The organism is Hymenobacter qilianensis, from assembly GCF_014638675.1.
Lineage (GTDB): Bacteria > Bacteroidota > Bacteroidia > Cytophagales > Hymenobacteraceae > Hymenobacter > Hymenobacter qilianensis.
Map to the genome: position 1 here is coordinate 558,798 of NZ_BMFN01000003.1, position 13,518 is coordinate 572,315.

Here is a 13,518-nt window from a genome sequence, read left to right on the forward strand (position 1 = left end):
TTTTCTCCAACTCTCCTCTCCCTCTAAGTCCTGACCATTTTGCACGAAGAATACCGCACCTTTCACTCCCAGCATCTTGGCCATGCCATCGAAATGCTGGTTTTTGGTACGCACGGGTACCCTATCGTCATTTTCCCCACCTCGGGCGGACGCTATTACGAAGCCAAGGATTTTCTGCTGGTCGAATCGGTACGCTGGTTTATTGAGTCGGGCAAAATCAAGCTTTTTTGCCTCGATAGCCGTGACCACGACAGCTGGTATGGCAAGCACCTGCACCCCGGTGAGCGGGTCCAAAACCACAACCGCTACGACCGTTTCCTTAGCCAGGAATTCGTGCCCGCGCTTCAGCAGGAGTGCCACGTCGATAAGATTGGCGTAGCCGGATGCAGCTTCGGCGGCTTTCACGCCCTCAACTTCGCCTTCCGCCACCCCGAGCAGGTAGCTTATCTATTTACGATGGGCGCTGCTTTCGATATGCGGCGCTTTCTGGATGGGCACTACGACGAAGACGTGTACTACAACAATCCGCCACAGTACATGCCCGATGCCCAGAACGAGCATTTTCATCAGATGAATATCGTGCTCGGCACTGCGGAGCACGACTTCTGCCGCCCCGGCAACGAGGAAATGTCGGGCATTCTGCACAACAAGGGCATCCGGCACTGGCTCGACATCCGGCCCAACGGCAGCCACGACTGGCCCATCTGGCGCGAAATGTTTCCGCACTACTTGTCCCAGATGTAAAAAAGCCCCCCAAGCCCGTTCACAGCGTCGGGCTTTGCCCTACGCCCTTTCATATTGAACACCTCCCTAAGTCTTTAACCTCTACACCATGAAAAAAATCGGAATCCTCTTTGGCCAGGAAAACACGTTCCCGCAGGCTTTTGTCGATCGGGTAAATGAAAAAGCCGGCGGCGAATTCACCGCCGAGTTTGTCTCCATCGACCAGGTCGAGCAGAACGTACCCACCGACTACGCCGTCATCATCGACCGCATTTCCCAGGATGTCCCTTTTTATCGGGCCTACCTCAAAAACGCGGCTCTGACCGGCACCGCCGTCATCAACAACCCTTTTTGGTGGAGCGCCGACGAGAAGTTTTTCAACAATGCCCTGGCTGTGCAGCTTGGCGTGCCCGTGCCGCGTACCCTACTGCTGCCCTCCAAAGAGCGCCCCGACGACACCAGCGAACGGTCGTTTCGCAATCTGCGAATGATGGATTGGGACATGGCTTTCGAGAAAATCGGGTTTCCAGCCTTTATGAAGCCTCACTCCGGCGGCGGCTGGAAAAGCGTGTATAAGCTCCACAACCCCGAAGAGTTTTTCCGCGCCTACGCCGAAACCGGCCAACTGGTAATGCTGCTTCAGGAAGCCATTGAGTTCGACGATTATTTCCGCTGCTACTGCATCGGCGGCAAAGAGGTGCTCATCATGCCTTACGAGCCCCGCAACGAGTTTCATCAGCGCTACGCCACCCAGATGAAAACCACCGGCCCGGCCGGCGAAAAGCTTCTGGCTACCATTAAAGATTATGTACTGCGCCTCAACAAAGGCTTGGGCTACGATTTCAACACCGTAGAATTTGCCGTGCGCGACGGTATTCCAATCGCCATTGACTTTGGCAACCCTGCTCCTGATGCTGACGTGAACTCCGTAGGTCAGCAGAATTTTGAGTGGGTAGTGGAAGCCGCCGCCAACCTTGCCATCGAGAAGGCCCGCGCCTACCAGCCCGGCCGCGACAACCTAACCTGGGGCACGTTCGTGCAACGTTCGGCTCAGAACGGTTTCCAGGATTCGATTCCGGCCGGCAAAACGGTGGCTGCTAAAAAGCCAACCGCTGCAAAAGCTGCGGCGCCAAAGGCCGCGGCCGCTCCTAAGAAGGCAGCCGCTCCCAAGGCCGCAGCCCCCAAAGCTAAAAAAGCTCAGGAATAGTATCTGGGGGGCTTTTTCTAAGGAATTAAAGTAGAAAAAGCCCCCCAGCACTTTTCGCGGCATCTCTTCCCATTGATAAGTAAGTAACGTTATGGCTAAGCCTGTTTTTACGCTCGGAATAGAGGAAGAATTTCAAACGATTGATCCGGAAACCCGCGATTTGCGCTCTCACATGTCGCAGATTGTGGAAGGGGGCCAAATGATTCTGCAGGAGCAGGTGAAGGCCGAGATGCACCAGTCGGTGGTCGAGGTGGGCACTACTATTTGCCAGAATATCGAGGAAGCACGCCATCAGGTGATTCATCTGCGCCAGCAGGTGATTGAGCTGGCCGATAAGGTTGGGCTGAAGATTGCCGCCGCGGGCACGCACCCGTTTTCGCGCTGGCAAGATCAGCCCATCACCGCTGACGTACGCTACGACAAGATTGTGGAGGAGCTGCAGGATGCCGCCCGCTCCAACCTTGTATTTGGTATGCACGTGCACGTGGGCCTCGAAACCCGCGAACTGGGCGTGTACATGATGAACTCGCTGCGGTATTTCTTGCCGCACATTTTCGCTTTATCAACCAACTCACCTTTTTGGGAAGGTCGCGAAACGGGCTACAAGTCGTTCAGAACCAAGGTGTTCGAGCGGTTTCCGCGCACGGGCATTCCGGAGCACTTCGCCAGCGCCAGCGAGTATGATGAGTACATTGCCTTGCTGGTAAAAACGGGCTGCATTGATAATGGCAAGAAAATATGGTGGGATTTGCGCCTCCATCCGTTCTTCAACACCATCGAGTACCGCGTCTGCGACATGATGCTGCGCGCCGATGAAGCCATTGCGCTGGCAGCTGTGATGCAGGCATTGGTAGCCAAAATTTACAAGCTCAGAATCAGCAACTTAAGCTTTCGGCAGTACCGTAAGGCGCTCATCAATGAGAATAAGTGGCGGGCCGCCCGCTACGGCATTGCCGGCAAAATGATTGACTTTGGCAAGCAGGAAGAGATTCCGACCCGCACGCTCATCCTCGAACTGCTTGATTTTGTGGATGATGTGGTAGATGATTTGGGTAGCCGCCAGGAAGTAGAGTACGTGCTGAAAATGCTGGAAATGGGCACCGGCGCCGACCGTCAGCTGGCCGTATTCCGTCAGACAGGCGACCTGAAGCAGGTAGTTGACTTTATTGTCGCGGAAACCAGTTTCGGTCTTTGATTTTTGTTATGATAATTGGATAAAAACGTACTGACAGACAACTGCGTTGTATCTTGCCAATGAGTGTAGACCTCACAGACCCATTGGGCAACTGCTGAGGTCTAATTTTTTCCAATAATTGGCTGATTCTCTGTAGTAAGCACCGTTGCATGAAGTTTTTGAAGATTGCCATTTTAGATATGTACGACAACCGGCCTAACGAAGGCATGCGTTGTATTTTGCGGTTAATTCGTCAGGCTCAGTCTGATGGTGCGGCTTTGTATTTCGACATTTTTAACGTCCGGGCCAATAGTGAGTTGCCGACGTTGGACTACGATATTTACATCTCGTCGGGAGGTCCGGGCAGCCCGCTTCCTTCCGATGAGGCTTGGGAGCAGCCCTATTTCGCGCTGATTGACAGCATTTTTGCTTGGAACAGCATTCATGTACGCAAAAAGCACTTACTGCTCATTTGCCACTCCTTCCAATTGGTAAGCCGGCACTTAGGTGTTGGCACGCTAAGTAAGCGCAAGTCCACTTCGTTTGGCATTTTTCCTATCACCAAAACAAGCGATGGCAATAACGACTCCTTGTTTGCGTCATTGCCGGCCCCGTTCTACGCCGTCGATTCGCGCGACTATCAGGTAATTGAGCCTGATGCTAACCACATGGCAGACCTGGGCATCAAGGTATTGTGCCTAGAAAAAGAACGCCCACACGTACCATTGGAGCGGGCCATCATGGCCATCCGGTTTACGCCTCAAATAGTTGGCACTCAGTTTCATCCGGAGGCTGATGGCGAAGGCATGCTGCGATACTTCCTGACCGATGCGAAGCGCCAGCAGATTGTGCAGGAACATGGCGAAGACAAGTACAACGATATGGTGCGCCTGCTTCAGGACCCTGGCACCATCGAATTAACGGAGTCAGTGGTGGTGCCCACATTTCTACGCGAAGCTATTACCGCGCTATCAGCGCCTGAGGCTACATTGCAACCAGCATAGCAAGCATCAGCACAGGCATTTAGTTAAATGAACGTCAGGCGCCATGCAGGTGGAGCCTGACGTTCTTTATTTTGCGTACACTTGCCCAACCTTTACTTTCCACTCCGCTTCTATTCCTTAGCTATGATTCCCGAAATCCGCCAAGCGTACAACCAAGCCTTTAGCGTATCGCGCTACCAGGAAATGCTCGAAGCCATTGAGCGTGAGTTGCCTGGCCTGCCGGATTTCCGAATTGCTGAAACGCCCATTTTTGTACCTGCTGCCCTGCGGGATAAGCTCATCAGCGCCGGCGAAAGCATCATTGATGTGCTTACGGCTCCCAATTTCAAATCGCTTACCGAGCAGGCTGTGCCGCCTCGCCAGCGCGTGCCCAATGAAAACGAGCACACTTCTTTCCTGGCAATTGACTTTGCCGTTTGCCGCAATGCGCAAGGCGACCTGGAGCCTCAGCTAATTGAGCTACAGGGCTTTCCATCGCTTTATGCGTTTCAGGACTTTCTGCCGCGGGTGTTTCGGGAGCATTTTCCGGTGCCCGATTCGGTTTCGCATGTGTTTCAGCCGGGTGGGAGCGCCGCTTACATCGAGCATTTGCGGCAGCTGATTGTAGCCGATGAAAATCCGGAGCAGGTGATCTTACTGGAGCTATTTCCGGAAAAGCAGAAAACCCGTCTCGACTTCGAGCTGACGCGCCGGGCTTTGGGGATTGAGGTTGTTTGCCTGACCAAGGTTCGCAAGCAAGGACGGCAGCTGTACTATGAGAAAGAAGGCCGTCATGTTCCTATCAAGCGCATTTATAACCGCCTGATTTTCGACGAATTGGATCAGCACCCCGATCTGAAAACGGAGTTTCAGCTCACCGACGATGTGGACGTTACGTGGGTGGGGCACCCGAACTGGTTTTTCCGCATCAGCAAGTACACTATGCCCTTGCTGCACAGTCCGTTTGTGCCCGAAAGCCACTTCCTGCACACGCTGACTACCTATCCCGCTGATCTGGAAAATTATGTCCTTAAGCCGCTATTTTCCTTTGCCGGCAGCGGCGTGCGCCTGCACATAACCGCTGCCGACCTTGATGCCATTACGGATAAGCAGAACTACCTGCTGCAACGCAAAGTGCAGTACGAGCCCGTGGTGCAGTCGCCGGACGGGCTGGTGAAATGCGAAATCAGGATGCTGTATGGCTGGCCGGAGCAGGCGCCACGGCCGCTCTTGCTCACCAATCTGGGTCGCCTGAGTCGGGGCGAAATGATTGGGGTTGATTTTAATAAAAATAAAGATTGGGTGGGCGGCACAGTGTGCCTGTTCGAATGAGTCTGTTCACTTCATTCACAGGTTGTTAGCTAAAAAAGCCCCCCAGGGGGCTTTTTTCGTTTGTGGGCCCAAAGGAATTGTTTCGCGGAGAGGTTTGAGGAGAAGTTTAGCGTCAGAAATCGGGGCGAATTTGTAGTATAAAAATAATATCTATTCTTAATACAAGAACGTAGATTGTTTATCCGTCACCAAACACCTGTCTCATGAAACAGACTCTACTTTTTCGGCTGCTTTGCTGCCTTCTACTCGCGCACGGGGCCGGTGCATGGGCACAGGCGCCCCTCACCACCAGCCCCTACACCCAAAACTTTGATTTGCTGCCTGCTACCGGCACAAATGAGAAAACTACGCTTCCCACTGGCTGGGATTTCGCGGAGGTGGGAACGGCAGCAAATACTACCTATACGGCCAATAATGGCGCTCTGAATAGCGGCAATACATATAGCTACGGAGCCGATGGGTCGACGGACCGGGCGCTGGGGGGCTTACTTAGCGGTAGCGTGACACCTACGCTGGGAGCTTCTTTCACCAACAATACCAGCGCTACCATCACTAGCCTCACCCTGACGTATCAGGGCGAAACCTGGCGCGTTGGCGGCACTGCCCGCTCCGACCGACTTGATTTTCAATACAGTACGTCTGCCACTTCGCTCACTACCACCGATGGCTGGCTGGATGTGGATGCGCTCGACTACAGCAATCCGCCCAGCGCAACTGTTATTGGTGGCGGGGTAGCTACTCCTATTCATACGGCTACGCTCACGGCCACCATCAGCAACCTGAACATCGCTCCGAACGCCACTTTCTGGATTCGCTGGACCGATTTCAATGCCGCCGGCGCCGATGACGGAATGGCCATTGACGACTTTTCTTTGTCGTTCAACGCGGGCACCCCTTCGCCCCTGCTGAGTGTAACCCCAGCCAGTCTGGCCTTCGACCGCCAAGCTATTAACACCAACTCGGCGCTCAAGTCCTATACCATCACCGGCAGCAGCCTGACAGCCGACGTAACAGCCACGGCCCCAGCTGGTTTTGCTTTATCCAAAAGCAACGCTCCCGCCGCTGTCTTCACTTCTACGCTCACTTTTACGCCCGCTGAGTTGGCTACGGCCCAAACGGTGTATGTGCGCTTTACTCCCACCACAGGCGGCGCTACCAGCGGGGCCATCACGCATACCAGCACCGGGGCGGAAGCCAAGAGTGTAGCCGTTTCTGGTACGGGCATCGATCCAAACAACAACCTGTTTTCGTTTGACGTGTGCCCCAGCGGCTCTACCAGCTTCGATACCTGGACGGCCGTCAGCGTGACGGGCCCGCAAACCTGGGGCTGCACCACCTTTGGCCGCGCAGGCAACGACCCCACCAACCGCGCTTCTGCACCTAATGGACTACAGATCAATGGTTTTGCTTCGGGTGCTAGTGTACCCAATGAGGATTGGTTGATTTCGCCGGCCTTTGACTTGAGCACCTTTCAGTTTCCTATTTTCTCGTTCTGGAGCCGGGTGGCTTTCTCGGGTGCGGCGCTGCGGCTGCGGGTTTCGACCAACTACTCGGGAACGGGCAGCCCAACCGCCGCCGGCGTCACCTGGACCGACCTGAACGCTGACTTCCCCGGCAGTGGCTCCGATGTCTGGACGCTAACGCCTGATATCGACCTTACTCGCTTTAAAGCGCCCAACGTTTACATAGCTTTTGTATACACCAGTGGCCCGGAGTTGGGAGCCGCCCGTTGGACGTTGGATGATTTGCGCCTGCAAAACGCCAATGCACCAGCCGCCCCGGTTTTGCTGCTCAACCCCGCTAGTCTGGCCTTTGGCTATCAGGCAATTAACGCGTCGGCCCAACAAACGCTCACTGCTACCTTCCGCAACCTGACGGGCCCCGTAACCATTACATCATCTGACCCAGCCTTCCAGCTCTCCAAAAACGGCACTACTGCCTTTTCTAATTCCCTGACTTACACCGTAGAGGAGGCCAATTTCACTTCCACCACCCTAACCGTGCGCTTCACGCCTACACTGACGGCGCGCTCCTATACTTCTACCTTAACAGCCAGTACCACAGGCGCCTCCAATGTAACTGTAGCCGTATCAGGCAATACGTACGCGCCAGACAACACGCTGGACGTAGCCAACTGGAATATTGAGTGGTTTGGCTCTACAGCGCAGGCACCTGCCAATGATGACTTGCAGCAGACCAACGTACAGACTATTCTGACAAACCTGAATGCTGATGTATATGGGCTGACGGAAGTAGTGGACACGGCCCGCTTGGGTGCGGTGGTGCGCCAGCTGCCCGGCAGCTTTAAGTATAAGGTGGCAGAATTCGGTTCAAATGCCCCCGACAACAACGACCCCGACTATGCTTCGGCCCAGAAGCTGGTTTTTGTGTATCGCACGGGTGTCGTGAGCAATCCTACGTTCTCCGGACTGTTGCGCTGCCCCAATAACGCCACTACTTGCCCCCAGTATAACGCTTGGTCTTCGGGACGCTTTCCTTATTTAATGGAGGCTGATATAACTATCAACGGCCAGACGAAGCGCATAAACTTTGTGCTTATTCACGCCAAAGCCAACGAAAACACCTCCGTTGCGGATGCTCAGGAGGCCTACGACCGTCGTAAGGTGGGAGCCGATGCGCTGAAAGCAGAGCTGGACACGCGCTTCGGCAGCGGCAACGTTATTATTCTGGGCGACTTCAATGATGACCTCGACCAGACCGTGGCCTCCGGCGTGAACACCACCGCTACATCGTTCAGCGCCTTCACCACCGACGTGGCCAACTACACAGCGCTCACCTTGCCTTTGAGCCAGACAGGCCAGCGCTCCACCGTCGATTTTGGCGACGTTATCGACCACGTTGTGGTGTCCAGCGAGCTGAATACTTTTTACCTGCCTTCTACGGCTCAGCTCCGCACCGATCTGGCGGCCCTAATTCCCAACTACGCCAACACCACTTCTGACCATTATCCTGTATTGACGCGCTTTGCTTTTGGCTACGTAACGGCCAGCAGCAGTGCACAAAAGGCTAATGCTCAGCTGGATATTTATCCGAATCCGGCTACCAGTAAGGTGCAGCTGCGCCTGCCAGCTGCCGCCGGACAGCAGGTGCGTATGCAGGTAATGAGCGCCGATGGCCGGGCCGTGGCACAGGCGGCGGGCTCTTTGGAGCAAGTCAACCAACGGCTTAATCAGCAACTATCTAGCCTCAGTGAGGGCGTGTATATTCTACGCATTACAAGTCCGGGCCAGACCTATGTAAAGCGGTTTGTGAAACAATAGACGAACGTCTGACAGGTTTCAACCCAATAAAGAAGGTCCTACTTGGTAAGTGGGACCTTCTTTGTTCTAGGGGTTGTCTGGGGGGCTTTTTTCTTAAGGTGAAGAAAGCGGAAGCCCCGGTTTGAGATCTGCTACCCTAAAAAAGCCCCCCAGACTGTTATAGCGCTTCATTTTGATCGTGACAACCTATTGCAGGCATCAACTTGCGCTCAAAAATTATCTATCGAGCAAGACTTCTACAACGCCAGCCCGTTCTCAACCGTACCCATTTTACCAACCCCTTACTTAACATATTGCTCATGTCCTCACTGTACGAAAAAGGCCTCGCCATTTCAAAAAACGCACTTTTCAACGTATTCCTGGGCCGGGCCAGCAAACTGCTGGGACGGCCGTTCCGCGTTGCACTCATCCTGCGCGAAGTAGCTTCCAAGCTCGACGCAAAAGACAGTAAAAAGGGGCCCATACAACAGGTCATTGATATGGCACGCACGCTGATTCGCTTAATAGGTGCCTTTGTCAGCGGCTCGTATCGGCAAATCGAAACGACGACTATCATCTCCGGCCTCGCCGTGCTCCTGTATGTGCTGTCGCCCATCGACCTGGTGCCCGATTTTATCCCTGTAGTCGGTTTTCTGGATGATCTGAGTCTGATTAGCTGGTTTATCGGCAAGTTTCAGGGTGAGATTGCTCGCTTTCAGGCTTGGGAAAGCAAATCGGCGGCGCCCAACAATGGTGTTATCGGTCTTCCTTCCGCGCCTGCTGTTGCCGATAAGTCGCAGCCTGCCGTAGCTGAACTAGGTCACTCTTAGTATCTTACACTTGTTGCAGCCCTCCGCTGGTCGTCCTGAGTGGCGGCCAGCGGAGGGCTGACTCTTGCGTGCGAATTGCCCCCAAACGAATTAATAGGCTGGTTTTCAAACTTACTTAGCTGAAAAAGCGCTCCAAACACGCCTACAATACTCTTTCGCCATTCCTTGCCGATGTCTACACGCCGATTTGCTGCCCGTCTGGTTCTGCTGAGCCTCACGCTACTCTCCTTTTTGCCCCCCGCCCGTGCCGATGAGGGCATGTGGCTGCCAATGCTGCTCAAGCAGCTAAACGAGGCGGATATGCAGAAAAAAGGCCTTCAGCTTACAGTAGAGCAAATTTACAGCGTCAATCAAGGCAGCTTGAAGGACGCCGTAGTGCAGTTTGGTGGTGGCTGCACGGGCGAGATTATCTCCGACCAGGGCCTTTTGCTCACCAACCATCACTGCGGCTACAGCCAGATTCAAAGCCACTCCTCCGTTGAGAAAGACTACCTCACCAAGGGCTACTGGGCCATGAGCCGCGACCAGGAATTGCCCAATCCGGGCCTGACAGCTACGTTTATCGTGCGCATGGAGGATGTAACCAGCCAGGTATTAGCCGGCGTGCCGGCCACTGGTCTTGGGGAGGCTGAGCGCGAGCGGCTGGTGCAGCAGAACGGGCAGCGCGTGGCGCAGGCCGCCGTACAAGGCACGCATTATCAGGCATTTGTGCGACCCTTCTTCAATGGCAACGAGTATTATATGTTCGTCACGGAGGTTTTCCAGGATGTGCGCCTGGTGGGTGCACCGCCTTCGGCCATCGGCAAGTTTGGCGGCGACACCGATAACTGGATGTGGCCCCGCCACACCGGCGACTTCTCGCTGTTCCGTATCTATGCCGGGCCTGACAACAAGCCAGCCACCTATTCACCTGACAACAAACCATTTAAGCCGCGCCATCACCTGGCTATTTCCCTAAACGGCGTCAAGCCCGGCGACTTCACCCTGGTTTTCGGTTTTCCGGGCCGGACCAATGAATACCTGACTTCCTGGGGCGTCGATGAGTTGTATTCGCTTTCCAACCCCGCCAAAATCAAGGTGCGCGATGCCAAGCTTCACATTCTGGATCAGGATATGAAGGCTTCGGATAAAGTGCGCATTCAGTACGCGGCCAAATATGCCAGCTTAGCCAACTACTGGAAAAAGTGGATAGGCGAAAATCGGGGCCTTAAAAAGCTGGATGCCGTGGCCCGCAAGCGCGAGCAGGAAGCTCGTTTTACGCAGTGGGCCAACACCAGCGACGCTGCCCGCAAGGCCACTTACGGTGCGCTGCTTCCCGAATTCGAGAAAAACTATAATAGCCTCCGCGACCTAACCGTGGCCCGCGACTACGTAACCGAAGCTGCCATGGGCGTGGAACTACTGCTTTACGCTAATAGCCTCAGCGCTTTAGGCGACATGGCCGCAGCCAAAACGCCCGCCGCCGACATTACTGCCGCAGTAGAAAAGCTTAAGAAAGGAGCCGTGGGCTTCTTCAGAAATTACAATAAACCAACTGATCAAAAAGTGGCGGCGGCCTTACTTGCCCTCTACGCGGACGGCACTCCCACCGCTCTGCTTCCCGACTACGTGAAGGCACTACGCAAACAATATCCCGGCCCCACGGGCTGGGCCAACTATGCCTCCACGCTGTATGCAAAATCACGCCTTACTACCCAGGCGGATGCCTACGCAGTGCTCGATGAAGTAGCTCAGGGAAACGCCCGCGCGTTATTGAATGACCCAGCCTATCAGCTTGTTAATGCTATCGTTACAAACTACCGCGCGAATATTTTGCCGCCCTATACTATTGCCACCGACAACGTAGCCGTGCTTTCCCGCACGTATCTGGCGGGGTTACGGCAAATGCAGACGGACCGCAAGTTTTACCCCGATGCCAACTCTACCTTGCGGGTGGCTTACGGCCAAGTAGCTGGCTATGAGCCCGCTGACGGCGTGCGCTATGCCTATTATACTACCCTGGATGGCCTCATGGCCAAAGCTGACTCTGCCAATCCGGATTTCGAAGTCCCGGCCCGCCTTACCGATTTGTACCGGAAGAAAGACTATGGCCCTTATGCCGTAAATGGCACGGTGCCGGTGGCCTTTATTGCCACAAATCACACGACGGGGGGCAATTCTGGCTCACCGGTTATCAATGGCCGGGGCGAGCTGATTGGGGTCAACTTCGACCGTAACTGGGAAGGGACCATGAGCGACATCATGTTTGACCCCGACCGCGTCCGCAATATCACCCTCGATGTGCGCTACATGTTGTTCGTGGTCGATAAATATGCCGGGGCTAAGCACTTAGTAAATGAGATGACGCTTGTAAGCGGGCCTGTTGCCGCACCATCTGAGATGAAGGCCAAGAAGAAAACTAAACGATTGAAGAAGACCAAGTAATGGTTCCTGATTCGCCTGTTGAAAATCAGTGTCATGCAGAGCACAGCGAAGCATCTCGCTCGCAGTAGTGGGATTACTAATCGACCATCCATCAGCACGCTAGATGCTCCGCTCTGTAAGACGAGCTAGTGGATTGAATTAAAGGAGATAACCAATGAAGAGTGTAGCTTTTCTAGTCAGGCGCCTTTTCTAAGCTAATTGGCCTTACTTTCGATTGATAGCCACAGCTTACTTTTTAAGCTGGTTCCAGCCATTGGCTTTGTGTCGTTTTTCTCTCTTCTCTATGAATAGTGCTTCACTTAGCTGTATAGTTTTTTTGCTGTTTGCATTTTTGGTAAGCCGGTCTGTTGCGGTTTTGGCTCAAGCTTCATCAGCTGCGTCGGCTGTTACTATGCTGCTGCGTCCGGCGGCGGTTTTCGATGGGGAGAACCTGCATTCGGGCTGGGTGGTAGTGGTAAGCGGCGACAAGATTACGGCCGCTGGTCCGGCCGCCCAGGTCGCAGCGCCGGCTGGGGCACGCACGCTGGAGCTGCCGGGACTTACGCTGCTGCCGGGCCTGATTGAGGGGCATTCGCACATGCTGCTTCACCCTTATAATGAGACGAGTTGGAATGACCAAGTGCTACTGGAGTCGCAGGCGCTGCGGGTGGCCCGCGCTACTGCCCACGCCCGGCAAACGCTGCTGTCCGGCTTCACCACCGCCCGCGACCTAGGCAGCGAGGGTGCCGGCTACGCCGATGTGGGCTTAAAACAAGCTATTAACCAAGGCATTATACCCGGCCCACGCCTACTTGTGGCCACGCTGGCGCTGGTAGCCACCGGTAGCTACGGTCCCAAGCTTTCCGTGGATGTAAATGCCCCCCAGGGTGCGCAGGAAGCCGATGGCGTAGACGGTATTGTGCGGGCCGTACGCGAGCAAATCGGGAAAGGCGCCGACATCATCAAAGTGTACGCCGATTATCGCTGGGGACAGGGCGAGCCTTCCCGACCTACATTTTCGCAGGACGAGCTGAACCTGATTGTGCAAACAGCGCGAGCTGCGGGCCGCCCGGTAGTGGCCCACGCCAGCACGCCCGAAGGTATGCGGCGGGCCACACTAGCCGGCGTTGAAACCATTGAGCACGGCGATAATGGCACGCCGGAAATATTTAAACTGATGAAGCAGCGCGGTGTAGCTCTCTGCCCAACGGTCGCCGCCGGCGACGCCATTTCCCAATATCAGGGCTGGCGCAGAGGCACTTCGCCCCTACCCGAACGCGTGCAGCAAAAGCGTACCAGCATGCAGGCAGCCCGCAAGGCCGGGGTCGAGTTAGTGATAGGCGGTGATGTGGGCGTATTCACGCACGGCGACAATGTGCGCGAAATGGAACAGCTGGTGCAGGATCATGGCCTGCAGCCGCTGGAGGTATTGCGCGCGGCTACCAGCGGCAACGCCCGCATTTTTCATCTCGCCGACCGCGGCAGCGTCCGCCCCGGCTTGCTTGCCGACCTGGTAGCGGTAGCCGGAGACCCCACCCGCGATGTGGCGGCCCTGCGACAGGTAAAGTTGGTGATGAAAGGCGGCGTGCTGTACGCCCAGCCATAA

The 13,518-nt window shown here is 55.0% G+C and carries 9 protein-coding genes; all 9 read left to right on the forward strand.

The annotated features are described in order from the left end of the window. Window positions 1-39 precede the first annotated feature (39 nt). The 9 genes from IEW06_RS16770 (at window position 40) to IEW06_RS16810 (ending at window position 13,518) form a co-directional block, all read left to right on the forward strand. Window positions 40-744: an esterase family protein gene (locus IEW06_RS16770; RefSeq protein WP_223284485.1), complete on the forward strand. Its 705-nt coding sequence runs from the start codon at window positions 40-42 to the stop codon at window positions 742-744. An 88-nt stretch (window positions 745-832) separates the two neighbouring features. Next, the gene (locus tag IEW06_RS16775) at window positions 833-1,930 is read left to right on the forward strand and encodes an ATP-grasp domain-containing protein (protein WP_187731675.1); all 1,098 of its coding nucleotides are present in this window, start codon (window positions 833-835) and stop codon (window positions 1,928-1,930) included. 91 nt (window positions 1,931-2,021) lie between these two features. Next, window positions 2,022-3,125 carry a carboxylate-amine ligase gene (locus IEW06_RS16780; RefSeq protein ID WP_187731674.1) on the forward strand — a complete coding sequence of 368 codons (1,104 nt, stop codon included), beginning with the start codon at window positions 2,022-2,024 and terminating at the stop codon, window positions 3,123-3,125. Between the two features lie 149 nt (window positions 3,126-3,274). After that, window positions 3,275-4,108 carry a type 1 glutamine amidotransferase gene (locus IEW06_RS16785; RefSeq protein WP_187731673.1) on the forward strand — a complete coding sequence of 278 codons (834 nt, stop codon included), beginning with the start codon at window positions 3,275-3,277 and terminating at the stop codon, window positions 4,106-4,108. Window positions 4,109-4,231: 123 nt separating this feature from the next. After that, window positions 4,232-5,419 carry a hypothetical protein gene (locus tag IEW06_RS16790; protein WP_187731672.1) on the forward strand — a complete coding sequence of 396 codons (1,188 nt, stop codon included), beginning with the start codon at window positions 4,232-4,234 and terminating at the stop codon, window positions 5,417-5,419. A gap of 203 nt (window positions 5,420-5,622) precedes the next feature. After that, complete coding sequence (locus IEW06_RS16795) at window positions 5,623-8,700, forward strand: T9SS type A sorting domain-containing protein (protein ID WP_187731671.1); 3,078 nt, start codon at window positions 5,623-5,625, stop codon at window positions 8,698-8,700. Between the two features lie 299 nt (window positions 8,701-8,999). Continuing rightward, the gene (locus tag IEW06_RS21020; RefSeq protein WP_187731670.1) at window positions 9,000-9,509 is read left to right on the forward strand and encodes a YkvA family protein; all 510 of its coding nucleotides are present in this window, start codon (window positions 9,000-9,002) and stop codon (window positions 9,507-9,509) included. 171 nt (window positions 9,510-9,680) lie between these two features. After that, window positions 9,681-11,933, forward strand: a complete 2,253-nt coding sequence (locus tag IEW06_RS16805) for a S46 family peptidase (RefSeq protein ID WP_188548622.1) — start codon at window positions 9,681-9,683, stop codon at window positions 11,931-11,933. A gap of 391 nt (window positions 11,934-12,324) precedes the next feature. Further along, on the forward strand, window positions 12,325-13,518 hold the full coding sequence (locus tag IEW06_RS16810; protein WP_223284484.1) for a metal-dependent hydrolase family protein: 1,194 nt from the start codon (window positions 12,325-12,327) through the stop codon (window positions 13,516-13,518).